General features: G+C 37.3%; 14 protein-coding genes. 8 read left to right on the top strand and 6 right to left on the bottom strand.

The annotated features are described in order from the left end of the window. Window positions 1–8: 8 nt before the first annotated feature. From citE to citC, 3 genes are read right to left on the bottom strand one after another with little or no spacing between them, the layout of a single operon-like run. Window positions 9–905, bottom strand: coding sequence for a citrate (pro-3S)-lyase subunit beta (citE, locus tag PR725_RS09110; RefSeq protein WP_004910068.1), 897 nt, complete (start codon window positions 903–905; stop codon window positions 9–11). Then, the gene (gene citD, locus PR725_RS09105; RefSeq protein ID WP_004910070.1) at window positions 905–1,201 is read right to left on the bottom strand and encodes a citrate lyase acyl carrier protein; all 297 of its coding nucleotides are present in this window, start codon (window positions 1,199–1,201) and stop codon (window positions 905–907) included. The genes citE and citD overlap by 1 nt, the downstream gene beginning before the upstream one ends. Continuing rightward, window positions 1,198–2,274 (bottom strand): [citrate (pro-3S)-lyase] ligase, encoded by a 1,077-nt coding sequence (citC, locus tag PR725_RS09100; protein WP_004910073.1) that lies wholly within the window; start codon window positions 2,272–2,274, stop codon window positions 1,198–1,200. The genes citD and citC overlap by 4 nt, the downstream gene beginning before the upstream one ends. 367 nt (window positions 2,275–2,641) lie before the next feature. Here citC and dpiB point away from each other — a divergent pair, with 367 nt between their 5' ends. Together dpiB and dpiA are read left to right on the top strand one after the other, a co-directional pair. Beyond that, on the top strand, window positions 2,642–4,270 hold the full coding sequence (dpiB, locus tag PR725_RS09095) for a sensor histidine kinase DpiB (protein ID WP_109911200.1): 1,629 nt from the start codon (window positions 2,642–2,644) through the stop codon (window positions 4,268–4,270). 1 nt (window position 4,271) lies between these two features. Beyond that, window positions 4,272–4,952, top strand: a complete 681-nt coding sequence (dpiA, locus tag PR725_RS09090) for a two-component response regulator DpiA (protein ID WP_004910133.1) — start codon at window positions 4,272–4,274, stop codon at window positions 4,950–4,952. A 114-nt stretch (window positions 4,953–5,066) separates the two neighbouring features. Here dpiA and PR725_RS09085 read toward each other — a convergent pair whose 3' ends face one another. Further along, complete coding sequence (locus PR725_RS09085; protein WP_272568617.1) at window positions 5,067–6,095, bottom strand: SEL1-like repeat protein; 1,029 nt, start codon at window positions 6,093–6,095, stop codon at window positions 5,067–5,069. 957 nt (window positions 6,096–7,052) lie between these two features. On the opposite strand from PR725_RS09085, the gene dtpA reads away from it, so the two are divergent. Then, window positions 7,053–8,519, top strand: a complete 1,467-nt coding sequence (gene dtpA, locus PR725_RS09080) for a dipeptide/tripeptide permease DtpA (RefSeq protein WP_109911202.1) — start codon at window positions 7,053–7,055, stop codon at window positions 8,517–8,519. A gap of 74 nt (window positions 8,520–8,593) precedes the next feature. Here the strand turns inward: dtpA and glpX are convergent, their stop codons facing one another. Next, the gene (gene glpX / locus PR725_RS09075; protein WP_196719069.1) at window positions 8,594–9,571 is read right to left on the bottom strand and encodes a class II fructose-bisphosphatase; all 978 of its coding nucleotides are present in this window, start codon (window positions 9,569–9,571) and stop codon (window positions 8,594–8,596) included. A 162-nt stretch (window positions 9,572–9,733) separates the two neighbouring features. Continuing rightward, window positions 9,734–10,657 carry an AEC family transporter gene (locus PR725_RS09070; RefSeq protein ID WP_004910140.1) on the bottom strand — a complete coding sequence of 308 codons (924 nt, stop codon included), beginning with the start codon at window positions 10,655–10,657 and terminating at the stop codon, window positions 9,734–9,736. 591 nt (window positions 10,658–11,248) lie between these two features. Between PR725_RS09070 and PR725_RS09065 the strand changes: the two genes are divergently transcribed. The 5 genes from PR725_RS09065 to psiE all read left to right on the top strand — a co-directional run bounded on the left by PR725_RS09065 (window position 11,249) and on the right by psiE (window position 17,110). Continuing rightward, a complete protein-coding gene (locus PR725_RS09065) occupies window positions 11,249–14,113 on the top strand; it encodes a DUF2339 domain-containing protein (protein WP_272568614.1) in 2,865 nt (954 codons plus the stop codon). Then, window positions 14,110–15,597: a DUF3999 family protein gene (locus PR725_RS09060; RefSeq protein WP_210783343.1), complete on the top strand. Its 1,488-nt coding sequence runs from the start codon at window positions 14,110–14,112 to the stop codon at window positions 15,595–15,597. Before PR725_RS09065 ends, PR725_RS09060 begins: the two co-directional genes overlap by 4 nt. Before the next feature lie 165 nt (window positions 15,598–15,762). Further along, window positions 15,763–16,032 carry a hypothetical protein gene (locus PR725_RS09055; protein WP_109911205.1) on the top strand — a complete coding sequence of 90 codons (270 nt, stop codon included), beginning with the start codon at window positions 15,763–15,765 and terminating at the stop codon, window positions 16,030–16,032. Window positions 16,033–16,105: 73 nt separating this feature from the next. Beyond that, window positions 16,106–16,519: a GFA family protein gene (locus PR725_RS09050; RefSeq protein ID WP_109911206.1), complete on the top strand. Its 414-nt coding sequence runs from the start codon at window positions 16,106–16,108 to the stop codon at window positions 16,517–16,519. A gap of 183 nt (window positions 16,520–16,702) precedes the next feature. Next, window positions 16,703–17,110: a phosphate-starvation-inducible protein PsiE gene (gene psiE / locus PR725_RS09045; protein ID WP_371021253.1), complete on the top strand. Its 408-nt coding sequence runs from the start codon at window positions 16,703–16,705 to the stop codon at window positions 17,108–17,110. The last annotated feature ends 190 nt before the right edge of the window (window positions 17,111–17,300 follow it).

Below are 17,300 nucleotides of genomic sequence, written 5' to 3'. Positions count from 1 at the left end.
TTATTGCCTCACTCTTCCCGAATTCCTGATAATGCTGCTCGTGATAACACGAGGCGAGCTCTGTCAATAACTGGGCCATCGACCATTTTTCCGTTCAATGAAACCACACCTTTACCTTCAAGGGCTGCGGCATCAGCGGCTTCAACAACACGCTGTGCATGGTCGACTTCTTTTTGAGTTGGTGCATATAAATTATGAAGTAACTCAATTTGTCTTGGGTTAATTAATGATTTGCCATCAAAGCCGAGCTGTTTAATGTGAGCGGCTTCGCGTAGGAAACCTTCTTCATTATTCGCATCAGAATATACGGTATCAAACGCTTGAATACCGGCTGAACGAGCGGCTTGTAAAATGGCGCACCGAGCATAGAGGAGTTCTACGCCGTCTGGAGACCGCTCGGTGCGCAAATTGCGGACATAGTCCTCGGCACCTAATGCGATGCCTATAAGTCTTGGTGATGAATGAGCAATATTGACTGCTTGAGTGATGCCCATTGGAGATTCGATAGCGGCGAGCAAACCCGTGCTACCTTCTTCGCGGCCACAACTTTTTTCTATACGTAAGATTTCACTTTCAATATCAATAACATCTTGCGCAGTATCTGTTTTAGGAAGGCGGACAATATTTGCACCACCACGAACAACGGCCTCAAGGTCAGCAACACCAAAGGCGGAATCTAATGCATTGACCCGCACAATGGTTTCAATATCTTGATAAAGCGGGTGCTGTAATGCATGGTAAACCAAGCGACGAGCAGTGTCTTTTTCGCGTAAAGTTACAGAGTCCTCAAGGTCGAACATTAAAGCATCCGCTTTATAAATAAAGGAATTGCTTAACATGGCTGCATTGGAACCGGGCACAAATAACATACTTCTGCGTGTACGTGATTTTTGTTCTGGAGTCATTATTTATCCTCCCAAGGCAGATAGTCGATATCACAGGCGCGAGCCAATAAGGCTTCTAAACGCGCTTTAAGTACGCATTCCAGTGCACCTTTATCATCTACAATGATTTGTGCTCCTTGAATATCATGCTGCTGAATCATTTCTTGTACGATTTTTGCGATAGCATCCCCAAACTGCTTTTCAACACTACTGGTAATTTGTATTGAGACCTCTTGAGTGTCTTCTAGCGGTTCGATACGAACCATGACATCACTTGATTCAAGTGTGCCAGCTACTGCTGCGTGTTTTATCTTCATATTTCACCTATGGCTAATTCAGAACTTTCGGTGTGGCTTTGAGCGGATGCGACTTGATTGGCGACCATCTCTTGTAAATATTGATAGGTTGCCTCAGGTACAATCGGCTTAATCGCCGCAAGATCTTTTTTAGCGAGCAATCGTCTAACTTGTGAGGCAGAAACTGCCGTTCCATTGATGATTGTTCGCGGAAATTCAACGAGTTCTATAGGTGGAAAATTCATAGCATCGGTTTTTAACCAAAAGCGCATGTCTTGGTTATATTGGTTGGTGACTTGGCAAAATGGTTCCGAGCCTACGAATCGATGGGTTATCCCCAGAGCAGGGGCGATATATTGACGAAATATCTTAATGTCTATTTCGGTATAACAGTTATTGGCAACCGTTTTGTCTTTAATAAAGTAACAAGGAAAAGTCGCGCGAGAAATAATATACTCGGAGCCTTTGTGGATAGTGAGATTTTCTATTCCTTTAGTCCCAGCTTCGATTAAATTTAATCTAATTTTATAAGGGAAACGAGAGGTATCTTCTTTGACAACAAATAGGTGTAGCCAGTCACAGGCCTTCGCGGCTTGTTCTATTAAATAGCGATGGCCAAGGGTGAAGGGATTGGCATTCATGACGATTGCGCCAATTTTTTTTCCTTCCTTACGTTGTGCTTTTAAACTTTCGATATAACGTTTTAGATAACAGCAACTGTTTTCCATCAACACCATAATATCAGGAACGGTGGCAATAGTATGGAAGCCACATTGTTGGAATAAGCTTTCATTTTGAAATTTAGTATAAATAAATAAATGCGTTGTATTATTTTCGTAAGCAAGATTAACCAGTTCTGTTGCTAATTTTAATGCAAGGCCTTCACCTCGAGCATCATCACTAATAGCAACGCATTTAATAACATTTTTTGCTAAGCCTCCGCACGCAATTAATTTTTCATTGCGTGAGATTGTAATAAAAACGTCAATGCTTGAATCAAGCTCTAAATCGTTTTCCTTTAAAAACTGAGTTATTTCAGCAAGTTTCCTGTTCTCATGACGTTTTACTTGGTTAAACGTTATGTTTTCGAACATAATAGTATCCTGCATCTCATTTAGAGATGTTTTTAAAATGTTGCTAATGTTAAAGTTAATTAAATAAATATTTTTGGTTATTCTTATAAAAGTAAATATAAATTCTTATTTAATTATCCTCTCTGATATTTATATTAAAGATACTGTATTTAATATATTTGACCTATTTCATGTTTCTTAAATGAGATTGTATTTGTTTAATGGTTTTAAAGTTTTTAATTATTGGATATGTTTTTTATTGCTTGGTTTTAATGTGTTTAATTATTAATATGTGTATTATACCTTTGGCTTGAATCCGATTTATCGGTTATCCTACCTTTTTTGAATTAACAAATTTTTTACTTTTCAGCCAGTAACGAGATATAACATGAAAAAAGAATATGCATTCTCTTCATTGAAAAAAGTAAATTCAGTTTCATTTTCAGTACGAGTTTTTTTTCTGTTATTGATTGTTTCTGTTTTTTTAACGTTCGGGTTGGGCAAATATTTCACGGATACGGCTGAAAATCGATTGATTGCAAACATTCAATCGTTAGCGATGAGCCAAGCAAAGCTGATTGCTTCTATTGATGGTGTGGTGCAATCAGTAAAGAATAGAGATATTCCGAGACTGAAGGTTATTGCTGACAAACTAAACCAAGATTCCAACTATGATTATGTAGTTATCGGTGATGAAAAATCAATTCGGTTATATCACCCAAATAGCCAAAAAATTGGTTTTGAAATGCAGTGGAACAAACCAGGCGCCTTAGAGAAAGGGGAAAGCTATTTCATTAATGGCGAAGGCTCGATGGGAAATGCTGTTAGAGCCAAGACCCCTATTTTTGATGAACAAGGTAAAGTGATTGGCGTTGTTTCTATTGGTTACTTATCCAACAAAATTGATACGTCACGCAGTGAATTGTTTGTGCAAACAGGTGCTACCTTTTTAGGAATATTGATTATTTTGCTGTTTTTATCTTGGGGGTTTTCACGTTTAATTCAAAAACAAATGTTGGGAATGGAACCTGAAGAGATTACTCAACTGGTGTTAGTACAAAAAGGAATATTTGAAGCCGTTTTTGAAGGTGTGATTGCGGTAAATACACAAGGGCAAATTATCAATATCAACTCAAATGCGAGAAAAATGTTATCCCTAAGTAAGCCATTGGGCCAGTTAACAGGAACATTTGTGTCAGAGCATATATCGCCAGCTGATTTTTTTATTACCGACCTTGAAACAACTAAGCATGATGTGATTGGCGAGTTTAATGGTTTAAATGTGATTGCAAACCGGGTTGCGATTCGTGATGGTGAGCATCTGGTGGGGGCGGTTATTAGCTTTCGTAGTCAAAACGATATTGAATCGTTAAACTCTCAGTTGACTCAAGTTCGTCAATATATTGAAAATTTACGCACTTTACGGCACGAACATCTTAATTGGATGTCAACATTAAGTGGGTTATTGCAAATGAAAGAATATGACCAAGCGTTGGCTTTGATTAAAGGGGAATCAGAATCTCAGCAGCAATTAATTGATACACTCCGTGGGCAGTTTTTTGATAAGCAGGTTGCAGGTTTACTATTTGGTAAGCACCATCGAGCCAAAGAATTAGGGCTACAATTAAAATTTACTGCCGGTAGTCAGTTGCATGAATTACCTGATTCGTTAAATAGTACGGAATTTTGTGCCATATTGGGAAATTTACTTGATAATGCATTTGAAGCAAGTTTGAAAAATAATCAGGGTAATAAACAAGTGGAATTATACCTTTCTGATGAAGGGAAGGAGATTGTCATTGAAGTCGCGGATCAGGGGTGTGGTTTCCCATCAGAAATGCAAGATAAATGGTTCGAGCGCGGTGTGACAACGAAAACCGATGTGACAGATGGCCATGGTATCGGGTTATATCTTGTTGCGTCTTATGTTAAACGCTGTAATGGTGCGGTTATTATTGAAGAAAATCAACCGCATGGTACAGTATTTTCAATTTTTATTCCGAAAGTGAAGATATAAAATGATTAAGATAAAAATCCTCATTGTGGAAGATGAGTTACTACTTGCTGAAATGCACAGTGAGTATATAAAAGCCTATCCCGCATGTGAGAAAGTGTGGCTTGCAGGTAACCTTGCTGAAGCGAGAAAAATGATTGAATACATGAAACCAGACCTGATTTTATTAGACAACTATTTACCAGATGGTAAAGGGATTGATCTGGTCCATGAGTTAATACAAGAAAGGAATAATGCAGATATTGTATTCACTACGGCTGCAAGTGATATGGATACGGTTTCTGAAGCTATTCGTTTAGGCGTTTTTGACTATTTAGTGAAGCCAATTGCCTATGAGCGTTTAGGCCAAACATTGGATAGGTATATTCAACGTAAATCTGTTGTACAGGACAATAGCAAAACCAACCAAAGTAAAATTGATGATATGTTCAATACCTATGCGCGAGGGGAATCAAAGGAAGAACTTCCAACAGGCATTGATATTATTACACTTGAAAAAATACTCGCTTTGTTCACTGAACCTGATGTGCAATATACGGCAGAAAGTATTGCTGAAACCATCAAACTCAGTCGGACCACGGCAAGGCGTTATTTGGAGTATTGTTTAGCGAAGGATAAAATTGAAGCCGAAATTGAGTATGGCAAAGTTGGCCGACCGCAGCGAATTTATCGCGCTAAATTGTGAGTGTCTGAACTAATAAGTATATGCCTATAGAAGCTCTGCATTGGCTATAAACAATGCAGATTTTCTTTATCTTACTTATATTAGTGGTACAACAGTAAGTTGGAAAAATAGAGTTTATTGTTGCTGGTTTTCTAAAATTAACACTTTCTTTTCAGCCCGCTCATGGCCTTTAGCGGCTGCGAGTTGATACCAGCGTAGGGCTTTTTTATCATCGGCTTCAACACCCATACCATATTGGTAGCAAGCTCCTGCTGCATATTGCGCATCGACACTATTTTGCTGAGCGGCTTTTATAAACCAGTGACACGCTTTTGCTTGGTTAGCCTTGATACCATCACCGCGTGCATAGATAAGCGCAACATTAAATTGAGCCGAAACTTCACCTTGTTCAGCGGCTTGGGTTAGCCATTTTATGGCTGATTGGGTATTTTTTGGGGTGCCTTGCCCGGTTAGGTACAGCATACCTAAGCTATTTTGGGCGGGGGAAAAGCCCAATTCTGCGGCACGGGTAAAATATTGAAAGGCAAGAGGGTAGTTCACCTTATCATACATGCCTACAGCAGCCTGATAACCCAATAAATAGAGTGCTTGAGGATGGTTTTTTTCAGCAAGAGCAAGATATATTTTTTGGGCTTTTTGCGGGTCTTTTGTAACAGCTTTTCCCTCTTCATACCAATAGGCGAGGGTGAGCATAGCAGGTTGGAAATGTTGTTCGGCCGCTTTTTCTAGCCACTGTTCTGCTTTTTCTGGGTTTTTCTCTAATAAATTATCAAGGCCGTATAAGGTATATTCGGCCATATTCATTTGGCCAATAGGATCACCATTTTCGGCTGCTCTGCTCATCCAGTGCAGCATTTGTTTCTCATCTAACTTAACCCCGGTACCTTGTTGGTACATCAAACCAAGGTTAATTTGTGCTTTTGTAAAGCCTTGATTAGCAGAGAGAAGATACCAATGTAAAGCTTGGTCAAACTGATGGTGATACTGATAAAACATACCTAAATTAAACTGAGCTTCGGCTTGGCCCTGTTCCGCAAGTGCAATTAGCGTTTTTTCATTAATTAGTGGCGTTGCTTCTTCTGCAAAGGCAGGAGAGAAAAATACGTTAATAAAGATAAAAAACAGTAAAAATACTTTTTTCACATGACATCCTTTGGACTAAGCTCTTAACGGCTACGTTATCTTGTTAGATAAGTTCCTGCAATGATATGAAGGACATTTTATATTAATTCTACTAAATCAGATGGTTAATTGTTGCTATTAGCGCATAGAGCAAAAAATACATAAATAATTTAAAAAAAGATGAACTTTTTTCAGTGATACTGTGTCTTAGTAGTATCTATATACTGTTTGCTTGCGTAAACATTCATATATTTACCCTCATCATTCATTTCTTTACACGAAGTAATGTAATAATGCACCTACGTAGTGATAGTTTGAATTTAGCAAAAAGATCCTTGAGTAGAATGCATTATGCCCAGTTTTTAACTGGGCTTTTTTTTATCCAAAATTCCAGTTTGAATGTCTCTTTAGCTGCGACTCTCTAAATCCTTTCTTATCATAAAAGATCATAAAAGAAAAAAGTGTTCATTTGTTATGGATATTTTTAGTTTCCCATAACGTTTAAAGCAATAAATCATAGAGTTATAAACAGGGTGTTATAGTTTCACTATAGAATAATGTTCTTAACATTTAATAAACAAATGACTAATTAGTAATCGATAATAATTTGGTGATTTTGTAAAAAATTGAAGTAAATCACGATTAAATTCAATTCAAGCAGTAATTAATACTAGCTAATTCTTTAATTTTGGTGCATAAATAACGTATATGGCTTAATTGATTATTGGGTTCTGGGCGGGTTATCTGCCAATTAATGTTGAATAAATAATCAAATGTGCTTTAACTCATTGAATTTATGTTTGAGATCCATAAACAAGTCTACACACAGTATTGTTTGTTTTGAGGTCAGGGAATGATACTCCTCCTACCAAAAGTGAATCTTTTCAACTTTGAATTCTTGAGATCATAACAATGCGAGAGCGCATAGAGCGTTCCGTGGTTTTTTTGCATATGTACAGGTTGTACTAGAGGTAACTTGTGTCCACAACAAATAACAAAGAGGAAGTCAGTCTTAACGCGTTTAAGCAACCTCGCTCATTCTATCTTATTTTTTCTATCGAACTCTGGGAACGTTTTGGTTACTACGGTCTTCAAGGGATCCTTCCAATATACCTAAGCCAAGTGCTGGGTATGTCAGAAACAGAATCAATTACACTTTTCTCGGCGTTTGCAGCATTAGTTTATGGTTTTGTTGCGGTAGGTGGTTGGTTAGGGGATAAAGTTCTCGGAACAAAACGTGTTATTGTTCTTGGAACGATAACACTGATTGCGGGGTACGCATTTGTTGCTTTCTCAGGGCATGACGTGTCGATGGTGTATGTTGGCTTAGCGACTATTGCAGTTGGTAATGGTTTGTTTAAAGCAAACCCATCATCACTGTTATCAACCTGCTATGAAAAAGACGACCCTCGTTTGGACGGTGCATTCACCATGTACTATATGTCCGTGAATATCGGCTCATTCTTCTCAATGATTGCAACACCATGGTTAGCAAAACATTATGGCTGGGATGTTGCGTTCTCTCTTAGTGTTGTAGGCCTGATTATCACATTGATTAACTTCTATATGTGTAAAAAATGGGTTTCTCAACATGGCTCAAAGCCTGACTTCGCTCCTGTCGTGATCTCAAGGTTGGTCGCAACTGTCGCTGGTGTTGTTGCACTCATTGCGATTTCAACATGGCTATTGCATAACCTCGGTATTGCTCGTACAGCATTAGCGATTATTTCTTTGGGTATTTTAGTTATCTTTATCAAAGAAACATTAGCACTGAAAGGTACGGCGCGTCGCCGCATGATTGTTGCATTGATTCTAATGCTTGAAGCGATTGTATTCTTTGTTCTTTATAGCCAAATGCCTACATCGCTAAACTTCTTTGCATTACATAACGTAGAGCATGAAGTTTTTGGTTTTTCTATTGAGCCTGCACAATACCAAGCTCTGAATCCATTATGGATCATGATTGGAAGCCCAATTTTAGCTGCAATTTATAATAAAATGGGCGACAACTTACCGATGCCACATAAATTTGCTATTGGTATGTTGCTATGTTCCGCGGCATTCTTAGTTTTGCCATTAGGTGCGAAATTTGCAAATGAAGCTGGGATTGTTTCTGTTCAATGGCTAGTTATCTGCTATGGCTTCCAAAGTATTGGTGAGCTGATGATCTCAGGTCTTGGCCTTGCGATGGTAGCTCAGTTAGTTCCACAGCGTTTAATGGGCTTTATTATGGGCGCGTGGTTCCTGACTAACTCAGCAGCAGCATTTATCGCAGGGTATGTTGCCTCAATGGCAGCGGCACCAGAAGGTGAACTTACTAGTAAAGTTGAATCTTTAGCTGTGTACAGTGACGTATTCCTGAAGATTGGTTTAGTGACTGGTGTGATGGCAATTTTGATGGTTTTAACTGCTCCGATGTTAAATCGTATGACTCTTGAGCGTTAATTTTCATCTTAAATAGTTGTAATCAAAAGGGCTGAAAAGCCCTTTTGATATATATGACATACTGTATTGTTGCATTAATTAAAATAGCGATTATTAATCAGTTTTAGCGAACGGTCACGGCCATTAACCAAAATGGTATTTGAAATACGGCTGTAAGCATCTATTGATACACCATCCATCAAGATTGTTGGTGTGATAGCTGTGGCGGCAAATATGACATCAGAAGTACTCACCATCTGGTCTAAAGATAACACCTCACCAATTTCTAACCCCATTTGCTGACAGCGCAAAATTTCTTGTGCCGCGAGCTGTTTGTTTTCTTCGCTATCACCTTTGGCTTTATCTCGAGAAATTAGCCTTGCTTGCATATCACCGCCTAAAGCGCGTGCGATGGCTGCACTGATAATGCCTTCAGGAGCACCACCAGTCCCATACATCATATCAATGGGATGCTCCGGAAGAATGGTAAGTAATGAGGCGAGTACATCACCATCAGGGATGGTAATCACATTCGCACCAAAATTACGGATAGTTTTAATAATATGTTGATGGCGAGGTTTATCAAGCACTGCGATTGAAAGATTTGAAATGGGTTTATTCAGTGAGGAGGAAAGAAATTCTAAATTTTTTTCTAGGGGATTTGCTAGGTGAACAGCTCCTTTCGCTGCGGCACCAACAACAAGTTTTTCCATATACATATCAGGTGCTTGAAGCAGTGTTCCCGTTGGCGCGGCAGCAAGTACGGCAATGGCATTTTTTTCATTACAAGCCACCATACGTGTTCCATCAATAGGATCTACTGCGATATCTAACCCAACAGACCCGGATTGTTTGCCAACTTGCTCGCCAATATATAGCATGGGAGCATCGTCGATTTCACCTTCACCAATGACAATTTTGCCATGAAAATCAATTTCATTTAGGCGATTTCTCATTGCTTCAACAGCGGCTTTATCTGCGGCATTTTTATCTTGTTTACCTACCCAATCGAAGGCAGCTACAGCAGCGACTTCAGTAACGGAAGCGATAGCGGAAGCTAACTCATCACTAATTTTCATTTTTTGTTCGTATCCTAGGTGTATAAAAGAAAAGTACTTATCTCTATGATACGTTTTTTGTGATCTGTCTGGCAAATTATAGGTGATAAAAGCAACAGAGAATTTAGTGCCGCAATGAAATGGCAGCCTATGTTTAGGCTACCATTAATTTGAAAGCTAAAGCATTTCGACGATAGTGATACCGCCAATAATCGAAATTAAGGCAGCAAGTGTACTTAATAACACGGTTCCAGCAGAGGTTTCCGTATAGGCCTGATTACTAATTGCTAATGCAGGAACAGCGGTCGCGGTGGGTAATACACCAATGATAAACGCGGCTTTAAGTAAATCATCTTGTAATCCTAAAGCGAGCCCAGTCCCTAAAATAAGAGCGGCTTGAACAAAGTTTTTTATAAAGACGTTAAATATAATTTCCTTACTTATTGTCAGTTTGATTCCTGAAAGGAGCAATCCAAGGAAGAATAAAGCGACTCCGCCTGCTGTTTTACCTAATTCATTAACTGAGTTTTGTAATATTTCAGGTAATTTAACACCAAAAATAGCCAATAATGCCCCTAGAATAGGAAGAAAAACTAAGGGCTGGGCAATGGCTTTCCCAACAGATTTAAAGACACTATGCCCTTGTTGTGAGCCACTGATCATTAAGAGAGTAAATGGGATAATAATGACAGTATAAATAAGGTTGCCTAATACCATAGCGATTAAGCCTGATGACCCGACAGTTGCGAGTAAGACAGGTGGCCCACAGTAGGCCATATCAGGAAAAGACACCGACAATGCTTGCATTGCAGCATCTTTCTTATTGTGACGAAAAATAAACTTACCAAAAATAAAACCAATCACGTATGTTGCAATTAGTCCTACGGCTAATGCTAATAAGTAGTCAATATTGAGCAATACCGAGGGTGGAGCCTGTGCAGCAGCTAGAAATAATGCAAATGGTAATGCTATTTTAACTACAAAGTCAGCAAAGGCTTGGGAATACTCTCTTTTGATAAACCCATATTTACCCGATAGCCAACCGACGGCTAATCCAAGAACAATGGGCCCTAAAGCAGCAAGTATAATGTGAGTTAACATTAAAAATTCTCCCGATATTATGCGATAGGCTTTGTCGAATAAAAAATCTGTGGAATGACAGTTAACATTTTCCCGTGTGTTAACTTTATTTAAATTAAAACATTTATGTTTTTATCAGTGCTTAATTAAGAAACTAATTAACATAATTATAAATGACTTTAGTCATTTAAGGATAATAAGTATTAGAGTAATGTTTGCAGATAAAGCTATTATATAGATAACATAATAAAAAAAATTGTACTAATAAAATTTTAATGACTAATTTTTTGAGCATCTAAAAAGGAACATTAAGAATAGATAGTTATATCAGTTACCTATTCTTTATGAATGAAATTATCATTAAATGATGATTAAGGGTTTTCTTAGTTACTAAAATAACTAATGGGAGTATTAATAAGTCATACATAAAAGAAGGGAAATATCGCTTCTTTTTTGTCTAAGGTATACCTAAAAGCAGCATGTAACGAATTATTTTGTAACAGTTTATTACATTTAGTTGGCAAGGGGATCAATGCTATTTACACTAGCAGTAATCGTGGTCATTATTTTCCAGATTCTCAATTGTGAATTTTATTATGAGGAAACCTATTTGTGGATACTTGGATACTAGTAGGACTCGTATTAGTTTTTCTGCTAGTGCTAGCTCCGATTCTTGCTATCATTGCCATCAATCGAACAGGTCGGTTGCAGTACCAAATTTCGCTGTTAAATCAGAAGGTTTCCTCATTAGAGACTTTGCTTTCAAAAGCAAAATATACGCAGAGTATATCCGTTTATGGTGTGGCATCTCCTCAACCAGTTTTAAATGAAATACAGGATGCGCCTGTAGAGCAAGAGGGAAATGAATTCTCTTCTAGTGCGGACGTTAAATTAGACAACGAACAGGGAGCAACTCAAGAGCTTGCCTCGATGAGCCATGTTGCTTACCAGCAAGCTGAAAAAGAACATGGTTTATCTGATAATGTGAATTCAGCTCCGATGAGGGAGCAATCTACTCATGAAAATACCAATCCAAATAGGTTTGATAACACGCTAGTACAGCAAATTGACCCAAATCGATTTAATCGTAATAAGTCTAATACAAATCAAAACAATCAGCATTCGGTTAGTCACGATAAATCAATATTCAGCTATTTCTTTAGTTGGCTATTTAAAGGAAACCCGGTTGCGAAAATAGGTATCCTGCTGTTATTCCTAGGTGTGGCATATTTACTGAATTACAGCGTGCAAAATGAAATTATTTCACCGCAAATGCGGTTAATTTTCAGTGCAGTAGGGTGCTTAGCCTTACTAGGGGTTGGCTGGTGGTTACGAAATAAAAAGGCATTATTTGGGTTGATTTTACAAGGAGGGGCGATAGGCTGCTTGTATATCACTATTTTTGCTGCCTTTAAATTATATACGATGGTGCCATATGGAATGGCATTCGCGTTTATGTTACTTATTTGTGCAGCAAGTATTGCTTTGGCATTATTGCAGCGAACTATTAATTTAGCCGTTTTAGCATCAATAGGTGGGTATTTAGCACCGGTATTGCTTTCTACTGGCGGTGGAAGTCATGTTGTCTTGTTCTCTTATTACCTGATGCTGTCCATTGGTATTTTGGTTATTAGTGTGTGGCAAGCTTGGCGCCCTTTAAATTTAGTTGGTATGGTGATGACTTATAGTGTTGCCATTTTATGGGGATTAGAAAATTACCAACTAGGCTATTATTTATCTTGCCAACTCTTTATCATCGCTAATTTAGTTGTATTTAATGCCTTAACTCAACTGTTTTCACTGCGTTTTGAACATAGCAAGCAACTGATTGTTGATAATACACTTCTGTTTGTTCCACCTTTTATTAGTATTGCCCTTCAATTCTTTATTTCACAAGGGGAAGGTCTATTACCAGCCTTTATTTCACTGATTGTTGGTTTGTTATATCTGATTACTGGATCACAAGTACATAAGCGCTATAAATCTGCTGGCAAAAATATGGCATTAGCGAATATTATTATTGGTGCTGGTTTTATTACTTTAGCTATTCCACTAGCGTTAACATTTGAGTGGACTTCCATTATTTGGTCATTAGAAGGGCTGTTAATTCTTTGGTTCGGTTTACAGCAAAACCAGAAAAAAATGGCGGCTATTGGCTCTTTATTGATTGTTATTAGTGCAATAACCTTATTAAGTGATTATCCTTATTTATATTGGAGTCGCAGTAGTACTTATATGGTGCCAGTGCTATTAATCGCATGTTTTATGGCCGGAGGGCTTTTCCATACTCGTCGTCATGAAGACAGCAACTTTACTTTATTTAGCTACGGTTTCTTAATTATTGGCTTGGTGACTTGGTTTTGCTGGCTCCCCTTATTTACGGATATTTTATCATGGAGCCGTGAATCTGAAGGCTTTATTATTTTAGTTTTGGTCGTTATTTCTGTTTGGTTCTGGCGTTTATATGCTATCCATATAAATTGGGTGCCATTGCTACTTTGCCAATCCATCCTATGGATTGCGGGATATTATTATCTTGGTTTAGATTTCTTAAACGACCAAAACCCGATGGGGCGTGGCGAAGGTTCTCTTATATGGCCAGTTGTATTGGGTAGTTCTGTTTTATTTGTTATTCATGCGTATAAACTTCGTGATCGCTGGATGCAAAGAGTACTTCATAGCGCTAATTTATGGCTAATTCTTGCATTTATTGGTACTCAGGTGAATTGGTTTGTCTCCATTTTGCCATGGGGAATGCACGAAGTGGGGTATTTTATTTATGTCATGGCGATAACGCTAACCGTGATTATTCTTTATTGGCTACAACAAAATAGAATGCCACCAATGAAACGTAATGGGTTAATTTACTGGTATGCAATGCTCCCTGTGACAGTGGGGTTAATTGTATTATCTTGCTATGCGAATTTAGAAGATGGCAAATTGACCTTTTGGAGTTATGTGCCGTTAATCAACCCATTAGATGAAGCTGGGTTATTTAGTATTGCGACTCTAATTTTAATACGTAAAGGTTTCACTCAAAAAATACGCAACATGACAGTGGCTAATTTTTGGATTCTACGTAGTTTATTAGTGGCTATAATTGCACTTTCTGCTTATTGGTTTAACGGTATCTTAATTCGTGCAATAGCAGATTTCGCTGAGCTAAATTGGAACTATGATACTCTTTATGATTCGCGCTTATTGCAAACTGTGCTTTCTATCAGTTGGGCATTGGCTGCACTAGCCTGTATCACTATTGCCGCTATTAAGAAAAATCGTATTTGGTGGTTTATGGGAGCCGGTATTTTTGCTTGTGTTATTGCCAAGTTATTCTTAATTGATATTTATGGGCAGGGTGGTATTTCTCGCGCAATTTCATTTATTGGTGTTGCATTATTAATTTTAATTGTTGGGTATTTTTCACCATTACCACCAAAAGAAACAAAAGGGAAAGTCGAACAGGAGAAACAATCATGAGTTTAATAAAAAATACCGGGCTAAGAAGGTTTTTTGCAGTCTTCTCTTTGTCATTATTGTTTTCAAGTTACTTAAATGCGCAGACAGTAGAAGAGGCTACACCTTATAGCTTTTATCAAGGCTCAGAAATAAATGTACTCGATACATCGACTCCTTTTTATTGGTTAGAGCTCCCTGTAAATGCATACATTAATTCAGCGTACCCCAAGACCTTGCAAGATGTTCGCGTCTTTAACGGTACGGGTAATGAAATTCCTTCAGTCTTATTTTCTGATACGGAAAAGTCCATTTCTAATGAGAAGGTGACTTTTACGCCACAACGTTTAGTGACGCAGGTTGATAGCGTTAATTCTCATGATGATGTGCGTAGAGAAAGGCAACATCTATTAGTTGAATCTATTCCAGGCAAGGTAGATAGAATTGAGTTGCCTAGTATGCAGGTAAAAGACAATGTTGCTTATCAGGCTTATTTATTAACGAGAAATCAAAGTCAAACCAAAGATACGCCAATTAAAAACCTGACATTAGACTGGGCTAAAAGTGAGAATGAATGGCAGGCAAAGGTATTTGTTTTTTCCAGTGATGACAAAGAAAACTGGCTAAATATAGCAACAAACCAGCCAATTATGAATTTGAAGTTAAATTCTGAAACTATTGCAAGTAATAATATTGAATTATTAAATGGTAATTCAAAGGCATTGAATGCACCTTATCTTATGGCTGTGATTGTCAGTGGCCCTGATATTGTTATCCCTGACTTATTAAAAGTAAATGCTACTTCTAGTATACTTAATTCAACTTATCGCCAGGAATTATTCCATTTTGAAATGACCAATGATGGAGTTTCAAAAGACCATGTTATATATCAATTGCCAAGAGCTCAGCCATTAAGTGAATTACAAATACAATTGCAGCAATCAAATCGCGTGATCCCACTAAAAATAGAGTATTCATCTGATAGAGGTGAAAGTTGGAAATTACTCACTAATATTGTTGCATATAATCAAATAATAGATGGTGAATTAGTTAGTAATCCGAGCACTACACTTTATGGCGAAATGGTAGGTAAAGTAAGAATTTCTGCACTCAAAGGCAGTTGGGAGGACCAACCACCAAGGCTAACGGGGAAACGAGATGCTTATAACCTTATTTTTAATTTACAAGGTCCCGCTCCGTATTTGCTTGTTTGGGGGAATAAACAAGCAAGCTTTGATAAATTGACCACAAGCCAGCTGATAGGGAAACCAGATAGCATTGATGAACTAATGACGAATTACCCTCAGCTTTTTCTTGATAATACAGTCATTGAATTGGGTGGTGTAGATAGGTTAACTGCAACAGACGCAGTTGATGATAATTTTAACTGGCTGACAATTACCTTATGGGTATTGTTATTTATTGGAATATTAGTATTAGGGTATTTTTGCTGGTATTTATTAAGAGAAGTTAACTCTTCAGATAAAACAAATAATGAAGAGCTATAACTAGATTTTTATTAACCAAATAGGGAATGGTTCCCTATTTGGTATTAATTTACGTCGTTGACAGTTTTGACATCTCTTTACTTAATCATGATAACTCTTACTTGTAGTCTGTTTTTTCTGACGGGGATTTGCGCTAAAACAGTTCTAACAGAATAGGAGATGATGATGAAAAAAACATTACTGGCTCGTATATTTATTATGGTTGTTATTTTGACTGGTTTTTCAATAGCTGCCCAAGCTACGAGTAATACGGTATTAACAGAAATTGCAATGCATAATAAAGTGACGTATGAATATGTACTACAAAACACAGATGGAAATGATGCAGATATTGAATTTGAACGGGAAACGAAAGAATTTGATAGTTCACAGCTGCGCAGTATTGTTAACGATAAACGTTTTAGCGGGCGACAATTCAGAATAGATGAAAGGTAAATCATCACTTAACTTTTCTGCGGACATGTTCATATTGAGATTATAAATCTACGATCAAAATAAAGGGGATTCTATGCATCAAGGCCAATGTTTGTGTGGTTCTGTAAAAATCACAACTACAAAAGATATTAGTCATGTCAGTGTATGCCATTGCGGAATGTGCCAAAAATGGAATGGCGGCCCAGGTTTTAGTGTTGATTGTGGTAACGATTTAATAATTGAGGGGCAAGAAGCTGTGACAATTTTTGCGTCATCTCAATGGGGAGAACGTGCATTTTGTAAAAATTGTGGTTCACACCTTTTTTATCATTTACTTTCACCTTCAACATATTATGCATCAGCCGCTTTATTTAAAGAGAGCCAAGATGCGCAAATGAGTATGCAAATTTACATCGATAGCAAGCCTAAGTATTATAACTTTGTAGAAAAAACACCTATGTTGACAGAGAAGGATATTATGGAAATGATGTCCCCATCATCTGACTAAAGTTTCTAGTTATAGTATTAATAGCAAGAAATAGGCAATTCGGCAGTAGCTATTCAGACTGTATTTTTTGATTTTATTGGTTAAATTAAGTTCTTATTTGTCATGCGAATGACTTAAATTTGTTTTACAATTAAGGTAATAAATAGACTTAGAAGTTGTTCAGAGGGATAAAAAATGAACAGTATGAAAGGAATGCGTCATGCGAGTAATATCGCGTGGGTACTGCAATGGATATTAAATATAGGCTTGATAGCACTCGCTGCTGTACTTGTATTCTTCTTAGCTAAAGAAACAGTGACAATGGCTTCATTAATGTTTGGTAGCTCAAAAGGAGCAACGGCTTATGAGTTACTAGAAGGTATTGTCATTTATTTTCTGTATTTTGAGTTTATTGCTTTGATAATAAAGTATTTTATGTCGGGCTATCACTTTCCACTAAGGTATTTTATATATATAGGTATTACCGCAATTATTCGCTTAATTATTGTTGACCATAGTGACCCAATGACAACTCTGTTACATGCAGGGGCGATTTTGGTTCTTGTTGTAGCACTTTATATTGCAAATACTGAAAAATTAAAGCGTGAATAACATACATTAGTGTAATTTACTTGCATACAAAAAAAGGTGTAATTATTATTCCTTTTTTTGTATGCGTAACCACGAAGCCAAACACTTAAGTGATATATTCTACATCTAAATCTATAAGTTTATAAAATTTAAGATATAGCATATTTGAAATATAAAATTAATATAAATAATTCTAATGTTTTAATTTGCA

Origin of the sequence: Providencia sp. PROV255 (assembly GCF_028478065.1) — a bacterium.
In the GTDB taxonomy this organism is placed as follows: Bacteria; Pseudomonadota; Gammaproteobacteria; order Enterobacterales; family Enterobacteriaceae; genus Providencia; species Providencia rettgeri.
Note: the sequence above shows the minus strand (reverse complement) of the source record. Positions and strands in the feature narration are given on the sequence as shown.